Raw genomic sequence first — 16195 nt, forward strand, 5'->3', positions numbered from 1 at the left:
GGCGCCGGGACGGGGTGAGCCGCGGGCCGGCGACCGTACCACCCACGCAGCGTGGCGCTCATGCGTGACTCGTGCTCGCGCGGCGGCGGTTGACCAGGGCGGCTCCCGCGAGGGAGATGACGCCGCCGATGAGGCCGAGAAGGCTGGGGAGCTCCCGGAGGAAGGCGAACGAGACGACGATCGTGATGAGTGGCAGGGCATACAGGCCGGAGGTCGATGCGGAGACGTCGAGCCTGGCCAGGGCGTAGTTCCACAGGAGGTAGGCCACGGCGGCGGGGAAGATGCCGAGGTACACCATCATCAGGATGCTGCCGGTCGCGGCCGAAGCCAGCTGACGGGTGAGGTCGCCGGCGAACGGCAGCATCATCAGGGTGCCGGGGATGGTGACGTACACATTGAGTTCCATGGCCCCGTAGCGCTCCAGGAGCGGTTTGGACAGGACGAAGTAGAGGCTTTCGGCGAGGGCGGCGGCGAGAACATAGAGCGTCCCGGTGTTGATCTGGAGCCCGGTCTGATCGGCGAAGAGCATGACGACCGTGCCGGCGATGCCGACGCCGATGCCGATCCAGCCGACCACCGCCACGCGCTCCCTGAGGATCGCGGCGGCCAGCATGATGCTGAACACCGGTACCTGGCCCACAAGGAAGCTGGCTGTTCCCGGACTGACGGTCTGCTCGCCGAAGTTCACGCCCAGGTTGTAGACGACGATCAGCAGCAAGGCGCACAGCAGCAGCAAGGGCACGTCCCGGGCCGCGGGGAGCCGCAGCCGTCCGCGACGCAGCCGTGTGGTCACCACCCACACGACCAGACATCCCCCCGAGGCGACGAGGAAGCGGAAGAGGGCCATGGGGCCGGGGGTGAAGTCGTGCAGGGCGGAGCGGATGCCGACGAACGCGGACGCCCACAGGGTCAGCGCTCCGGCGAGGGCGAACCAGACCGTCGAGGTCGTGGATTTGGTACCGACGTGTGGGGGAGTCTGCTCGATGGTCATGAGCGGGTCCTGTCTACAAGTATTCCGCCGAGGAGGGCGTGGGTGTTCTTCCGGCGCGTGCTCGGGTCCGCCCCTCCACGCCGGTATCGGTCGAAGCTGCGCAGGTGGTCGGGGAGGTCCGCCGGCAGCCGTGTGGCGTCCACGGTGACCGGCAGCCAGCGGATCCGGCGGCCCGTTTCCCTGGTCACCCGGGTGAGCTGGTCGTAGGCGCCGGCGAGGGGACCGGCGGACCAGTCGGACAGCGCGGGGGTGATCAGCAGCAGGGCGGTTCTGGCATGCAGCGTGGCCTCCGCCAAGCGCGCCGTGTGCTCTCCGTAGGCGGTGCGCAGCCCCAGCGTCGCCAGCTCGGCGGCCAGTTCCGCCGCGGCGCGGCCGTCGTCCGGTGCGTGCCAGATGTGGACGTCGGGCGGTTCGTGCCCGGCGAAGCCGTCGTTCAACAACAGGCGTTCCTGCCGCAGCCGTTCGTCGTCGATGTGCTCGTCGACGACCGCGACCCGGTCGGCCGGATGCGTCGGCAGGTCCTGTCGGGAGAGCGCCCAGCCCCCGACGGCGGCCGGGTCCCACTCGTGCAGGTTCGCGGGTACGGGACAGGCCATCTGGATGCGGCGGCGGGCGGGCGGGGCCGCGCCCGGGTACGCGCGCGCGATACGGCGTGCCAGGAGCGCGACGAGCAGGTCGCGGTCCGCTTCGTGTGCGGCGGCCACCCGCACCGTCAGTCCTTCACCGGGCGCGCGCGTCGCGGTGACCCGGACGGGGTGGTGGTCGTCCGTGAGGGCCGTGAGCTCGTGGCGCCCGGCGGCCCAGCGCCGGAACAGGGTGGTGTTCAGGACGTCGGACAGCACCTCGGCCGGAGTGTGGGCCACGTCCGGCGCGTAGCGCAGTTCCTCGGCCGGCCCGGCGGGGTGCCCGGCCGACGGGGCGTCCGGTGCCGCCGGCAGGGCGTCCACGACGCAGAGGCTCCCGGGCTGCGTCGTGCCGCGGACCCAGGCCCGGCCACTGCGCACCAGCCGGCAGCCGACCAGGCTCGCGGTCGTCCTCGCTGACGCATGACGGCTCCCGGTGACCGCGGGTGTGTCGCGCAGCAGCCGCTCGACGGTGGGTAACAGGCGCAGGTCACCCTCCGCCGCGGCCGCGGCACCCACGCACAGGTCGGCAAGTTGCCCGAGCCAGGGCGGGTCCAGGGCGGCCACCCGGGCTCCGTAGAGCGCGAGTTGGCCCGCATCGGCGCTCCGCACCAGCTCCGCCTCGGCCCAGCCCTCCGGCTTGCGCCGCGTCGGCAGCGCGGCGCTCAGGTGCCGGGTCGCTTCGGTCAGGGTCAGATGGCCGGCACCTGCCTGCCGGGCGTCGCGGAGCGCGTCGCGCACGGAGGCGGTCACCGGCAGCTCGCGCGGGGCGGCGGCGGTGGGAGCGAGCGGCCAGATACGGACTTCCTGCCCGTCCGCGTCGGTGCCCGCGAGAAGGGCGGCCGTCGGTGAGGCTTCGAGACAGCCGGTCCACCCCGGGTAGGCATCCTCCCGGCGCCACAGCAGCCGGCCGGTGCGGGCGTCCCACACGCCGATGCTCTGGTCGTGCGAGAGCGTCGCGATGACCGCGCCGTCGCTGCTCGCGGTGACCCGCGCGACGGCGCCGCCGTGCCCGTCGATCAGCTCGCGGGGCCGCAGCGTCCGCGGGTCCCACAGCCGCACCCGGCCGGCGGCGTTGCCCGTGGCCAGGCCGCCACGCCACCAGCACACCGTCCAGATGCTTCCCGGGCCGGCCGGGGCGGCGCGCACGGTCCACTCGGTGGTGTCCCAGACGGTGAGGTCCGAGCCGCGGCCCGTGCCGGCCAGCGAGGCGCCGTCGGGCGACCACGCCAGGCTGAGGAACACGCCGTAGGGGCTGTGCAGGGGCGGGGCGGCCGGACGGCCGTACCGGTCGGTGACGACGATCCGCCGGTCGCCGCCGGCGGTTGCCAGCCGCCTGCCGTCCGGAGACCAGGCGACGGCGTTGACCCACCGCCGGTTGCGTTGCGGGGTGGCCTGCCGCTCGCCGGTGGAGCTGTCCCACACCACGGCCGTCCCGTCCTCCGCACCGGAGGCCAGCAGGGTGTCGTCGGGGGTCCAGGACAGCGACCGCACGGCTCCGTCATGGCCGCGCAAGGTGAGCAGCAGGTCCGCGGTGCCGTCGCGGGGGCGCCACACCTTGATGAGGCCGTCGTTGCCTCCGGTGGCGAGGCGTTGTCCGTCGTGTGACCAGGAAAGGGCGCAGAGCCCGGCGGGGTGGGCGTGCCAGCCGGCTGCCGCCGGCGGGCACACCCCGGTCCTCTCGGTCATACACCGGCCCCGGCGGGCTGCGGTGCGGGCTGCGGTGCGGGCAGTTCCAGGGCGGTGGTGGTCTTGCCTCCCCAGTCCACGGTGGTCCCGTCGACATCCACGTCGTAGAGGTAGCGGCCGAGCACGCTGTTGACGATGACGCCGCTGCGCCACGCCATCCCCGCGAAATTGGGGTCGATCCAGCCGTGGGTGTGCAGGGACATGTTGTGGGCGAAGATCCGGTGGTCCGGCGGCCCGTCCCACTGGAGCGAGAAGTCCTCGTTGACGACGACCTGTCCGTCCTCGTCGCGGACGAGCCGGTCGGAGAGCTGGTCGAGGATCGCGGGGGTCTCGTGGCAGAAGCCGGTCGCCAGGATGACGATGTCCGCCTCGACCGCCTCGGTGCCCTGCGGGCCCTCCATCGTGACCAGCCATCCCGAGGCCGCGGGGGAGACGCGGGTGAAGTGCCGGTCCACCAGCATCCGGTAGCCGAGCCGCCGGTCCTGGAGGAAGTCCGTCTCGTACAGCCGCCGGTAGATGGACTCCAGCAAGGGCTGGAGGATGGCATCGCTGGAGAGCTTCTGCTGGGGCAGCAGGCGCTTCCGCTCGGCGCGGGACTGCGCGTGGAAGTACCGCGTATAGCCGGGTACGTACAGCTCGTTGGCGAACGGGGACTCGTCGAACGGCGCGAAGTTGCCGCGCCGGGTCACCCAGGTGACTTCGGACGGCAGCCGGGAGTCGTCGCCGATGAGGTCGTCGAAGATCTCCGCGCCGGTCTGCCCGCCGCCGATCACCGCGACGCGTTTGCCGGTGATGTCGAGGTCGCGCAGCAGGTACTCACTGCCGTGCAAGACGGTGCTGCCGAGATGGCGGCGGGCGCCTTCGGGGACGAAGGGGGCACGGCCGACACCGAGGATCACGTCCTTGGCACGGTAGGTACCCCGGTTGGTGTCCGCGACGAAGGCGCGGCCGTCGAAGTCCAGGGACCGCACATCGGTGCCGAAGCGGAGGGTGTCGAGGCTGGCGCAGATCCACTTGAAGTAGTCATTGAACTCACGGCGTTTGACGTTCGGGTGGTCGGCCACGACGAACCGGTTCAGCCTGCGGCTGCGCGAGAGGTAGTTCAGGAACGAGTACTCGCTGGTCGGATCGGCCAGGGTCACGCAGTCCTTGAGGAAGGGCGACTGGAGCGTGGCGTGCCGGAAGAGGAGACCGGGGTGCCAGTCGAAGGCTTCCTTGCGGTCGATGAAACGCGCCGTGACGGCGTCCTTCGGCAGCAGTGCCGCGGTACTGAGGTTGAAGGGTCCGATTCCGATGCCGAGGACGTCGAGGTCGTCGGTGGCGCCGGCTCGGTGGGTGTGGTGCTCAGACACGGTCGCTCCTCAGGTGGCACACGGGGGCTATCTCGTTGGCGGTGAAGGTGTTCGCCGGCTCCGCGGGCGCGGTGGCGGTGCGGCGGCCGGGCTCCCGGCCGAGGTCGGCGAGCCGGGGGCGGCCCGCCCGGCCGAGTGCCGTCCACAGGCGCTGGGCGACGACCGGCATGAAGGGTTCGGCGAGCAGGGCGAGACCGGTGAGCCAGGCGGTGTCACCGTCGGCCGGTGACGCCGCCAGCCAGTCGTCGAGGACCCGGACCGCGGCGGGCAGGGACACCGCCGCGCCGGGCCGCAGGCTCTCGCCCTGTTGGTGGACGGCCCGCACGATCCGTTCGGTGTCCTGCGCGGTGAGGACGCCGTCCGTGTCGCACGCCAGGCTCTCGGCGGCGGCGAACTGGGTGCGGACCCCGTTGACGCTGTCGACGAATGCGGCGATGGCGAAGTTGTCACTGCCGGCCGTGAGATCCACATGGCTGAGGTGGTAGCGCAGTTCGTCCGCGGTCGCCGAGGTGCGGGAGAGGAGTTCGTGCAGCCAGATGCCGTGTTTGCGGCTGGTGGAGCACTTCTCGCCCTCGAAGTCGAGAAAGTAGTTCGTGACCATGTGGTCGAACGCCTTGAGCTCGCCGTGGGACGCGGCGATCGCGTGGCTGGCGGCGACTCCGCCGATGGCGTTGTCGATGCCGAACAGTCCGACGGTGATGACGCCGGAGTCGCGGTGGAAGGCGTTGAGCTCGGTGCCGTGGCGCCGGCGGTACACCTCTCCGCAGTAGAGGCTGAAGCCGAAGTAGGGGTTGCTCAGCACGCCTTCGGGCCCGGCCAGCTCGCTGGGGATTCCCCAGTCACCCGGCTGCGAAAGCCGCACCGCGCCCTTGGTCTGCCGCAGGTAGGTGGCCGCGATACCGGCGAAGTCGGCTGCCACGTCCGAGGCGTGGACGGCGTCGATGACGTCCTCGACGGACGGCGGGCTGAGGTACCAGCTGTCGAAGTCCTCCCACTCCAGGGGGCCTTCGTCCAGCCGCGAGTACGGTTCGAGGATCTCGGCCGGCTGGTAGTGGTAGCCACAGGCCTCACAGGCGTTGCCGCCGCCGGGCGTATGGCACTGGGGGCAGGTGCCCTTCAGCCACACACCGATGACATGGCGGCCGGTGTCGCGTGAGCGCGGCGTGGGGTCCGGCACCTTCCTGGCGGTGCCGGCGTCGGCGAGCCGCTTCAGCAGCTCCTCGTGCACCCGCTGGTAGGGATCGGCGTGGTCGTCGTCGAGGGGACTGATCCACTCGTCGAGCTCCACCCCGAGGCTGCGCAGGTCGTCCCCGATGAGCGCGTGGAAGCGCCAGCAGGTCTCCGCCGGCGTCCGGTCGGCGTCGAGCGCGTCGAGCAGGATCCAGTTCTCGTACGCGTCGCTGCCGCTCATCACGGACACCTGGTGGCCCTCGCGGCGCAGATGGCGCGCGAGCACATCGGCACGGAGGTAGGCGCCGGCCGCATGCCCGATGTGCAGCCGCCCGTTGGGCGTCGGATGCATGGGCACGAGCAGATAGCGCTGTGGCGCCTGGGTTTCGCTGGTCATGTCACTCCTGAATGAGGGGAGGGGCGCGGAGGCTAGATGTGCGGCACGTAGGGGGTGAAGTCGACAAGAAGGACGGAGCGCTCGCCGCGGCGTGCCGCGGTGCCACGGCGCACCGGGCTGACGTAGTGGCTGACCTGGGGGTCGTAGACGCCATAGGAATCCAGCGGCCGGTCCAGGGTGAACTCGGCCTGGATCAGCTCCTTGCTGACCTCCTCCGGGTGCAGGCCGGCGCATCGTGGGGGTGCGATCACGTTGACGCCGCCCGTGACGTTGTCCCGGCTGATCAGGTGGGCGAAGGTGAAGGGTTCGCCGTCCTGGTGCAGGACGTTCGGGGACGGCACGGCCTCCTCTTCGGAGCCGTCCACGGCGAGCTTGAGGAGGTGCACGCCGACATGCACGAGCCCGTTGCGGAGCGACTCCAGCTGGGTGGCTTCCTGGGCGTCGAAGAGAATGATCTGGCGGAGCAGCGCATTGGCCCGGGTCGCCGCCGAGATTGCGGGGAAGCGGCGGCGCCGGCCGGGGTGTTCGGGGTTGTGGTCGCCCTGGTAGTACTCCGTGACCGGGCCCAGAACCGGGTCCTGGTGGGTGGGCAGCCAGGTGAGGGACTGCTCCCAGGGCACCAGCACCGCGCGTCCGTACCTGCGGTACCGGTGCGCCCGCTCGGCGTACGGGTCCGGGGGCAGCTCGGTGAAGGCGTCCCGGAGCTGGCCGAAGAGCGCGTCGGCGTCCCGGTCGCCCAGCCCCTCCAGGAAGTCTTCGCAGTCGTAGCGCTCAAATCCTTTGGCCATCAGACGTGTTGTCGCTTCGACAGCTACGGTCGTCATGATTTCCTCCGTCTTCGCTATGGGAATTCCGCGCCGGGCCAGGATGAGGCCGGGCGGGGTTTGGGATTTAACGGGGAGATGGAAGGTGCCTGCCGATATTTGGAAACCGAGGAGGTCTCGACTCGGATTTCCGTGAACTTTCGGCGGCCGGGGAATTCAGTAAACCACTTGAATTTCCCTCTTGCATCTCACGGTAATTGAATGAGGATGCGATGTGCAAGGTGGCTGATGAAACAATTTTTTAGCAGGTCCGCCGGGATGCCTCGGGCAGGCCGGCGGTGGCCCCCGTGGACCGCGGCGTCACAGGCCGCCGCGGTCACACGACGTCAGGCGTGCGTCGTCTCAGAGGATTTCGCACAGCGCATGGGCGAGCGGCTTCGCGGAAGCGGGGTTCTGCCCGGTGAGCAGGGCACGGTCGCGAACGAGGTGTTCCCCCCACGGCGGGCCCGCGGAAAAGCGCGCGCCACGTTTGACCAGCCGGCCCTCAGCCGTCCAGGGAATCAGCTCCAGAAGCCCGAGGTCGGCTTCTTCCTCGTCGGTGAAGCAGGTCATTTCGTAACCGTTGAAAGGCCAGTCGCCGGTGGCGTCCAAGGACGAAAGCAATGCCGCCGGACCGTGGCAGACCGCTGCGATGGGTTTTCCGGACTGATGGAACGCACTCAGTACGCGCCCGCAGTCGGGATCGGCCCAAAGATCTGCCAGCGGCCCGTATCCGCCGGGAATGAACACCGCGTCGAACATCTCGACATTCACGGCCCGTAACGGCACCGGGGTGGTGAAGCGCGGGCGGAGCGCCTCGACGGCTTCGTGGAGCGCGGCGCAGCGCTCGGCGGAGTACCCGGTCCCCTCGGGGGTGAGCCCCGCGGGGTCGGGGCCGGCCGGCGCGCCTTCGGGCGTGGCGATGACCGTGGTGATGCCGGCGGCCGCGAACACGGCTTCAGGTTCGATGACCTCCTCCGGCCAGAATCCCGTTGTGTGACGGCTTCCGTCGGTGAGCGGGAGCTCGGTGGCAGCTGACAACAGCAGCAGGACAGATGGCATGGCCGTCCTCCTTCCTGATGGTGGTGGGTGTGCGGCGGTCGCCGGCGACGCTCACCGGTCGTGGAGTGCGCTGCGCGCGACCGCTGTTCATCGCTCGTCCGCTTCTTCGGTGTAGAGACCGAGCTTGTCGAGCAGGGGGAACTCGTTGTACGAGAACAGCACCGCCTCGTCGGCGCCGGGATTGCTGTGGCTGTGCCACGACCAGGAGGGCACGCAGAAGGTGTCGCCGGCGCTCCACGGATGGACCACGCCGTCGATCGTCACCAGACCGCTGCCGCGCGCCGCGACATAGACGACCGATCCCGTGTGCCGGTGGCTGCGGGTGTGTTCACCGGGCGCCAGCATCTGGAGTTTCGCGCCGAGGGTGTGGGTCACCGGGCCGCCGGTGACCGGATTCGTGTACTCCATGATGACGCCGTCGAACGGGGAGTGGGCCCCCGCGCGTGCCGCCGTGACCAGCGCCTCGTAGCACTTGTCCCAGGGGTAGGAGAACAGCGGGGACGCCTCGCCGCGCCGGCGGGTGTCGGGCAACAGCAGGCCGCCGTAGCGCGCGAGGGTGTCCGTGCGGTCCTGCGTCCCGAGGTGGCTGCGCTGCGGATGCAGCTCGAAGAAGTTCGCCCCGAGCGTGTTGACCAGCGGATCGTTGGTGCAGTCCTGCCAGATGACGAGACCGTCGTCGGCGTCGTTGCCGTGTTCGTGCCACAGCCGGCCCGGGGTGATCACCACGTCGCCCGGCCCGACGGCCATCCGGTCACCGTCGACCGCCGTCCAGCCGCCCTCGCCCTCGATCACGAAGCGGATGGCGGAGGCCGCGTGCCGGTGGGCCGTCATCCTCTCGTGCGGCTTGAGCGTCTGGAGCCCCGAGTACAGGTGCCCCACCGCCGCCTCGTAGTCGGGGTGCCCGGGGTTGAGGTGGGTGATGACCCGGAGCGCGGCGTCCTCGCCCTTGACGAACTCGGCCGCTTCGACCGCGAAGGGGCGCAGCTCCGCGTAGCGCCACAGGGCGGGTACCGAGCGGGGGTTGGGGGTCCAGGACTGGTTCTCGTTGGCGGCGCCCCAGCGTCCTACGGCGTGGTGGCGGCGCAGCCGGCCGGCGAAGGACTCCGGCTCGGTGGGCGCCAGTTGCCGGGTCGGCATCGCATCGAGGAGTGCCGGTTTCATCGGGTGCTCCCTTCTCGTGTGCGCGGGGCGGCGCAGCGCCGGGCGGCAGCGGTGAGTTCGGCCCACAGGGCCTGGATGTCGGCTTCGGTGGTGTGGATGTTCCCGATGGAGACGCGGATGGCGTACCCGGACGGCACCACGGTGTGCGAGACGAACGAGCACCCGGCCTCGTTGACGGCGTGGTGTATTCGCCGGTTCAGTTCATCGACGTCCCGCGGGGCCGGCTCCTGGTCGTGAGGCTGGTAGCGCAGGCACACCAATGGGAAGGGGGTGTCGTTCTCCACCACCCAGTCCGGGTCGGAGCGCGCCATGTCCCGCAGCCCTTCGGCGAGGGCCGCCGCGGCGCTGAGCCGGTCGGTGAGACCCGAGACGCCGAAGGACTTGATCAGCCACCACAGCTTGAGCGCGCGGAACTGCCGGCCCAGCTGTAGCGAGTAGTTCATGAAGTCGACGCTGCCGTCCTCATGACGGGTGCGCAGGTATTCCGGTACGACGCGGAAGGTGTTGGTGAGGGCATCGCGGTGCCGGCAGAACAGGGCACTGGCTTCCATGGGGCACATCAGGACCTTGTGCGGATTGGCGACCAGCGAGTCCGCCCGCGACAGGTCGGGAAGTTGTGCGCCGACCTGCGGGGCCAGCCGCCAGAACCCGCCGTAGGCGGCGTCGACATGCAGCCAGGTGCGGTGCGCGGCGCAGACCTCCGCGATGTCCTCGATCGGGTCGACCGCTCCGACGGAGGTCGTGCCGACGTTGGCGACCACGGCCATCGCGCGGTGGCCGAGCCGTTCATCCTGTTCCAGGCGCTCCCTCAGGGCGTCCGGGTCGAGCCGCCCGTCGGCGTCGGCGGGGATGCGCACCACGTTGTCGAGGCCGATCCCGAGGGTGATGGCTGCCTTGTCGATGGAGCTGTGGGTCTGGTCGGAGGTGTAGATCCGCAACCGCGGCACATCCCGGCCGGCCAGCCCCTGCTGCCTGATGTCCAGCCCGGCGAGGTGCTCCCGGGCGGCGGCGAGTCCGTACAGCGTGCCCAGGGACGCGCCGTCGACCAGCACCGAGTCCTGCGCCACGGTGTAACCGACCATCTGGGCAAGCCAGTCCAGGACGGTCAGTTCCACGGCTGCGGCGGCCGGAGCGGCGTCCCACAGCATCACATTGACGTTCATCGCGGCGGTGAACATCTCGGCCAGGATGGCCGGCCCGCTGGAGCTGTTGCTGAAGTACGCATGGAACCGCGGGTGGTTCCACAAGGTGAGGTTGGGGCGCACGTCGTCCCAGGTCTGGCTCAGGATCTCGGTGAACGGCTGTGGGGCGTCCGGTAGGGGTTCGTCGAGCAGCGCCCGGATCTCCTGTGCGGAGCGCTGGGTGGTCACGGGCTGCTGCCCCAGGGTCGAGAAGTGCTCGCGCAGTTGCGACAACAGGAGTTGGCCGTTCTTCTCCAGCTCTTCGGGGCTCCAGTCCCCGACGTTCTCACTCATGTGTGTCCTTAGGTCATACGCGGTCGAGTCGACGGATCAGTGGTCGTGCTCGACCTCCACCTCCAGCTCGGTGGCGTAGCGGATGTGCCGCGGACGCGTGCAGTACGTGCGGTACAGCGGCTCCGCCAGGCGCTCTTCGGAGGCGAGCAGGTCCTGGTGGTCCTGCTTGCTGCGCCAGGAGTACTGCCACGTCACCAGGTGCGGGTCGGCGTCGTCCTGGAGGAAGGTGGCGTGTCCGTTCCAGCCGGGGTGCGCATGGGCGTTGTCGCCGAGCGCGTCGTCCATGCGCTGCATGACAGTGGTCGCCTGGCCGGCGGCCTCGTCGTTCAGGTACCAGGTCTCGATCACGGTGACAGCCATGACAATCTCCTCTTCGTGTGTGTCGGTCAGGCGTTGGCGTTGAAGTAGTCCTGGAGCAGCGACTGGCCGCCCGGGACGAACTTCTCGCAGATGAGCTTGTGGTTCGCGCGGTTGTGGGACTGCGCCCGCCAGAGCCGGGTGGCCGCGCTCTCGACCTCCTCCGGTACCTCCCCGGAACGGATCGCCCGCTTCAGGCTCGTCCGGACCGTGCGCATGAGGTCCAGCATCCGCTCGTGGTCGCTGTTGAACTTTCCGGAGAAACCGGGGTTCAGCCACGGCGGCTCCATCGACGGCCGGATAAGGCTTTCGTAGGCCGTCTCCGGGAAATCCGAGGCGTAGCGCATGCAGGAGGTCGCGGCGCCGTAGAGCCTGCTCAGCTTGGTCAGCAGCGGGCTCACCGACCGCCAGTCCGCTTCTGCGATCGACTTCTCCAGGGAGGCGAGGTAAGTGTTCATCACGGTGAGATGCAGATGGAAGACATGGTGCCCGAGCTTCCACCGGCGCACTGCCGTCTGCTGTTCGGCCGAGATATGCATTGCTTTGTGCTCCCCCTTAGGTCGGTGAGGTCGATGCGGTCGGTGCGGTCGGGAAACCGGTCCCTTTTCAGTTCGCCAGCTGACGCAGCGTGTGCTGGAGGATGATGGCGAGACCGTCAAGAATCTGAGCCTGTTCACACTCTTCGAGGCTCGTCGCCGGAAGATCATCACTGACCTGTTCCGCAACGGAAAGCACGGTCTTCATCCACGTGCCCGGCGATATGTCACTCTGATGCTCAATGCGGAAATACGCGTCGTATTCGTCCGAATCGCTGAGCACTTTGACGTCACCGGGCGCCCGGCCGTCACCGGGCAGGGTGATCGGGGCGATCAGGCGATAGTCGTCCACTGCGAGAGTCGCTTCACTCATGACGCTTCCCGTCGGTCGGCAGCTACTTCGGGTCAGAGTTGTGCTGTGTATCGGGCATTTCCTTCACGAACCGCTGGTGCTGCTCCGGGAGGGACTGCGGTGGGAGAACCACACGGCGGCGATCACGACCACACAGCCGACGAGCTGGCCGGCGGTGGGCGTCTCCCTGAGGATGACGAGGCCGAATCCGATGGCCATGACCGGCTGGAGCAGCAGCAGCGCGGCGGAGGTGTTCGGCGCGAGTTTGGGTGAACCGGTGCTGATCAGCAGCCAGGCCACGACCTGCCCGAGGAGGGCGAGGGCGATCACCCAACCCCATGACATCGGCGACATCGACAGACTGATGCCGGTGGTGAACAGGCTGATGACGCCGGCGGTCACCGCGGCGGCACCGGTGGAAATACAGATCGGGGCCACCACATGCGTCGGGCTGCGCTCGCCCGACACCCGGTTGAGGTACAGATACGCGGCGTAGGCGATGCCGGCGGCGACACCCAGCGCCGCACCGCGCACCGGGTTTCCGTCCACCGCACTGTGTTCCAGAGCGCCGCTGGACAGCGCGATTCCGGCCAACATCACGGGAATGGTGAACAGGAAACGACGAGAAATCGCTGTTCCGTTGATCAGCCGCGCCAGCAAAGGGAATGCGATGACTTGCACATTGATGAGCACCGTGGCGACCGCGGCACCCACGTCCAGGATACTCATGGTCCACATGACATAGTCCACGCCCAGAAATACGCCCGCGACCACCGCATATCCCTGAAGCGGCCGCGCCAGACGCCCTTTACGCCGTACCTCATGAACAAGCAACGGCACAAGTACGGCGAGGGCGAGAGCGCAGCGAAGGAATGCCGCGGTCCCCGCAGTGACGTCGGCGAGCTTGACAAACATCGCCGAAGCCGACAGGCAGGCGGCACCGCTGATGACCAACACGACCGGGGCAGCGGTGCTATGCCGCGGAGTCCGGTCGTTGTCATCGGCGGTTGTTACGGAGGGAGTTGAGGTCGCATCCACAAACTCCACGATCCCAGCGTGAGCCCCGTAACACTATTCAAGATTCATTACCGGAAACCATTAGCCTGCCTTACATGATCACCTGGGAGAGGTTACGTGTCTTTGCCGCCGTCGCCCGGCTCGGCTCCGTGGGAGAGGCGGCCGCCGTGCTGCACATCACCGGTCCGGCAGTGTCCCAGCACCTGCGCAAACTTGAGAAGGAGGTCCAGTGCCGGCTCGTCGAACGGGACGGCCGCGGCATACGGCTGACCAGCGCCGGGCACATCCTGGCGACGTCCGCACAGACCATGGTGGCCACGCTCGATGACGCCGAGCGCGACCTCGCCAATCTGCACGGTCTCGTCGCCGGTCCGCTGCGCATCGGCGGCGTCGCCAGCGCCCTGCGCGCACTGGTCCCCCCGGTGCTGAGCAGCCTGATCACCCGTCACCCGCGCCTCGAACCCTCGCTGCGCGACGGTGAAGCCGTCGACATGATCCCGATGCTCCAGGCCCGCCAACTGGACGCGGTCGTCACCGAGAGCTGGACCCATCGCCCCGCGCACATGCCGCCGGGCATCCGGATAACCCGGCTGATCTACGAGGACGCCCAGTTGGCGGTTCCTGAGGCGCACCCGCTCGCCGACCGGGAGTTCGTGGCGCTGAGCGATCTCCACGGGGAGTACTGGACCAGCTGCCCCGAGGGAAGCGACGCCCATGAAGCGCTGCTGCAACTGCTGCGCGCGCATGAGACGGAGGCGGAAGTGCGCTACTGCGTGTCCGACTACTCCACCCAACTCCATCTGGTGGCGGCGGGCCTCGCGGTGACCTTGGTGCCGCGCATGGTGCGGGAATCCTCGCCCCCCGGCGTGCGCTTCGTCCCCTGCCGGCCGACCGTGACCCGCAGCGTGGTGGTGGCCACCGCCGCCGACGCCGAAACGCCGAGTGTGCGGGCCTTCACGGCGGAGATGATCCGGGTCGCCTACCGGTCCGAGCCCAGCTTGACCCCACACGCGCCGCGGGAGAGCGCTCCGGACGAACGAGCCCTTGCGGCAGAGTCGAGTCCGGGCACCGACGCACCGCCGGATCCACCAGCGGGCACCTCGCACTCACCGCTCGGCACCCACGCCGCCCCGGGGGCGCGCTCACCTGAGGAGTGACGACGGAAGCGGAAACCACCCCGCAGGTGCCTGACGTCGCCGGGCACCTCATGGCCTGACGAGGCGGTGGTGCCCGCACCGCAGGTCACCCTGAACGCCACCCGGCCCGCGGACCCGCGACCCGTCATGGAGTCGGCCGCGGGCCGTCATGGAGTGTGCCGCGGGCCGGGCCGCCGTCATGCCGTCGTGCTCCCGGGCCCAGTGGGACCGGTGCCCTGGGCGGGGATGCGGGCGTCGGCCCATCCCTGCACCGCCGGCTCTGCCAGCGAGTGGACCCACCAGTCGGCCAACGCCGTCTCCCTGTCGCTGGGACGGGGACCGACGCCGAGTACCCGCATGCCCGCGCCTGCGGCAGCTTGGATGCCGCAGTGGGAGTCCTCGACAGCCAGCGTGTCGGCGGGCTCCACCCCGCAGAGTTGGGCGGCGGTGAGGTAGACGTCCGGATGAGGTTTGGGTCTCGTGGTGTCGTTGGGGACCACGATGTGGCTGAAGCAATCCCGGAGTCCCGCCATTCCGAGACAGGACTCGACGACTTCGAGCGGGCAGTTACTCGCCACGGCCAGCGGGGCGAACTGCACGGTCGAGTGCACCAATTCCGGCGCCCCGGGCATGGTGGTGGGGTCCGCGGCGACGAGTTCACGGAAGTGCTTGAGCAGTGATTCCGTCATGTCCCCGGTCAGTTCCGGTCGCCCGGCCTCATCGGCCATTAAGCGCCCGCATTCGGTGTAGTGCAGCCCTCGCGCCTTTTCCGCGAATTCGTCCGAGGGCGCGCAGCCGTAGCTGTGCAGCACCATGTCACGGGCGTCCACCCAGTGGCGTTCGGTGTCCATCAGTGTGCCGTCACAGTCGAAAACGACGGCCGCGGGGGTCCACGAAAGGATGCTGTCTGCGGTCATTCGGGATTCCGTTCTGAGAGGCCCGAAGGCGCCGATGTGACCGGTCGCGAAAGAGGCAGGGCAGCGTCGGTTTCACGGACGTCCGGCACGGGCCGAGGGATTCCGGCAGGGCAGCTCCCAGAGAGCGGAGTTCTTCCGCTCCAGCCGGAAAATAACGATCGTTACGTTACGGATGGCAACGCATAAAGGTCAACCAATTCGTAAATGTCAATATTGTGTGCTCTACGTATAACCGAAGATTCCGCGGGCCGTCTCTGAGCCGCCCTGGAGGATACGGAATGCGCACATTGAGCCGTGCCGGTTGCACAACACGCGTGCGGGCGGGGCTAGTTCGGTGAACCGGGAGGCCGTCAGCCGGCCGAACAGGGGCCGGCTCAGCCTGCCCCGGCTGCGGTACGAGACGGCCTGGCGGGCGGCTTCCAACAGCACCATGCCGGGCACGTGATCGGTGGGGTGGTCGAAGAAGAACGGGTGCAGCGGGTCGGCCGGCCGGACCAACAGCTCGCCCTGGTCGAGAGCGAGGACCGCATCATGCGGGTGATTCACGGTCAGCTGTGCGGCCGGCGGGCGCTGCCCGGCCTCCGGAGGACGCGCCGGAGCGGCACCGACCGCGCTCCTGGCGCGCAGCGCGGTGAAGCGCGCGCCGTCCAGGAATCGCACGCCCCCGCCACCGTGGCCGAACCTCACCCCACCAGCGGCGAAGGTGACATTCAGCCGCAGTCCGATGGCGGACTCGTCCGGCACCCGCCGTACCTCGCTGACGCGTGCCGAGCAGGTGATTTGGGTCGCTCCGGCGCAGGCCGGCAACTCGTCGGCGGGGCTGAGGTGGAAGTACAGGTCGGTGATGACCGCATGGAAGACCTCCGGAACCGCGTAGAACCGCAGGGGAATGTAGAGACCGAGCTGACGCAGTGTTTCCACCAGAATCAGCGGACTGTGCCGCTGCGACCCGTCGCGGGGGAATGTCGCATGCGCGCGCGGCCATGACGCCGCCGCCAGGAAGGCGTGCGGGGTGTCGGCCGGCCGTACATCCGTAAGGAGGACCTCTGCCACCGAGGTCCGGTGCACCAGTTCCCGCTCGACGGTACGGGACCAGCTGAGCGGCTCACTCTTTCCGACGACCCTGACCGTTGAGGTGCTCATACGACCAGGGAATA

The 16195-nt window shown here is 69.2% G+C and carries 15 protein-coding genes; 1 reads left to right on the forward strand and 14 read right to left on the reverse strand.

Features of this window, described 5'->3' with window-relative positions:
* Positions 1 to 58: 58 nt before the first annotated feature.
* The 12 genes from AC3EUV_RS28650 to AC3EUV_RS28705 form a co-directional block, all read right to left on the reverse strand.
* On the reverse strand, positions 59 to 991 hold the full coding sequence (locus tag AC3EUV_RS28650) for a DMT family transporter (RefSeq protein WP_432145204.1): 933 nt from the start codon (positions 989 to 991) through the stop codon (positions 59 to 61).
* Positions 988 to 3303 (reverse strand): WD40 repeat domain-containing protein, encoded by a 2316-nt coding sequence (locus AC3EUV_RS28655; protein ID WP_435604186.1) that lies wholly within the window; start codon positions 3301 to 3303, stop codon positions 988 to 990. The genes AC3EUV_RS28650 and AC3EUV_RS28655 overlap by 4 nt, the downstream gene beginning before the upstream one ends.
* Positions 3300 to 4655, reverse strand: coding sequence for a lysine N(6)-hydroxylase/L-ornithine N(5)-oxygenase family protein (locus tag AC3EUV_RS28660; protein WP_432145202.1), 1356 nt, complete (start codon positions 4653 to 4655; stop codon positions 3300 to 3302). The genes AC3EUV_RS28655 and AC3EUV_RS28660 overlap by 4 nt, the downstream gene beginning before the upstream one ends.
* Complete coding sequence (locus AC3EUV_RS28665) at positions 4648 to 6222, reverse strand: class I tRNA ligase family protein (protein ID WP_435604187.1); 1575 nt, start codon at positions 6220 to 6222, stop codon at positions 4648 to 4650. The genes AC3EUV_RS28660 and AC3EUV_RS28665 overlap by 8 nt, the downstream gene beginning before the upstream one ends.
* 32 nt (positions 6223 to 6254) lie before the next feature.
* Positions 6255 to 7046, reverse strand: a complete 792-nt coding sequence (locus AC3EUV_RS28670; RefSeq protein WP_435604188.1) for a 2OG-Fe dioxygenase family protein — start codon at positions 7044 to 7046, stop codon at positions 6255 to 6257.
* Between the two features lie 342 nt (positions 7047 to 7388).
* Entirely contained in the window at positions 7389 to 8087 is a 699-nt protein-coding gene (locus AC3EUV_RS28675; RefSeq protein WP_435604189.1) for a type 1 glutamine amidotransferase domain-containing protein, read from the reverse strand.
* Between the two features lie 87 nt (positions 8088 to 8174).
* Entirely contained in the window at positions 8175 to 9248 is a 1074-nt protein-coding gene (locus tag AC3EUV_RS28680; RefSeq protein WP_435604190.1) for a cupin domain-containing protein, read from the reverse strand.
* Entirely contained in the window at positions 9245 to 10723 is a 1479-nt protein-coding gene (locus AC3EUV_RS28685; RefSeq protein ID WP_435604191.1) for a pyridoxal phosphate-dependent decarboxylase family protein, read from the reverse strand. Before AC3EUV_RS28685 ends, AC3EUV_RS28680 begins: the two co-directional genes overlap by 4 nt.
* A gap of 36 nt (positions 10724 to 10759) precedes the next feature.
* Complete coding sequence (locus AC3EUV_RS28690; RefSeq protein ID WP_432145196.1) at positions 10760 to 11083, reverse strand: hypothetical protein; 324 nt, start codon at positions 11081 to 11083, stop codon at positions 10760 to 10762.
* Positions 11084 to 11109: 26 nt separating this feature from the next.
* Positions 11110 to 11787, reverse strand: coding sequence for a hypothetical protein (locus AC3EUV_RS28695; protein WP_488187900.1), 678 nt, complete (start codon positions 11785 to 11787; stop codon positions 11110 to 11112).
* A complete protein-coding gene (locus AC3EUV_RS28700; RefSeq protein ID WP_432145194.1) occupies positions 11687 to 11989 on the reverse strand; it encodes a hypothetical protein in 303 nt (100 codons plus the stop codon). Before AC3EUV_RS28700 ends, AC3EUV_RS28695 begins: the two co-directional genes overlap by 101 nt.
* 63 nt (positions 11990 to 12052) lie before the next feature.
* Positions 12053 to 13015 (reverse strand): DMT family transporter, encoded by a 963-nt coding sequence (locus AC3EUV_RS28705; protein ID WP_435604192.1) that lies wholly within the window; start codon positions 13013 to 13015, stop codon positions 12053 to 12055.
* Positions 13016 to 13080: 65 nt separating this feature from the next.
* Here AC3EUV_RS28705 and AC3EUV_RS28710 point away from each other — a divergent pair, with 65 nt between their 5' ends.
* Complete coding sequence (locus AC3EUV_RS28710) at positions 13081 to 14142, forward strand: LysR family transcriptional regulator (protein ID WP_432145192.1); 1062 nt, start codon at positions 13081 to 13083, stop codon at positions 14140 to 14142.
* Between the two features lie 176 nt (positions 14143 to 14318).
* Here AC3EUV_RS28710 and AC3EUV_RS28715 read toward each other — a convergent pair whose 3' ends face one another.
* Positions 14319 to 15038, reverse strand: a complete 720-nt coding sequence (locus tag AC3EUV_RS28715) for an HAD family hydrolase (RefSeq protein ID WP_432145191.1) — start codon at positions 15036 to 15038, stop codon at positions 14319 to 14321.
* Between the two features lie 222 nt (positions 15039 to 15260).
* Positions 15261 to 16181, reverse strand: a complete 921-nt coding sequence (locus tag AC3EUV_RS28720) for a ScbA/BarX family gamma-butyrolactone biosynthesis protein (RefSeq protein WP_435604193.1) — start codon at positions 16179 to 16181, stop codon at positions 15261 to 15263.
* Positions 16182 to 16195: the final 14 nt, after the last annotated feature.

It is taken from the genome of Streptomyces sp. bgisy130 (assembly GCF_057708345.1).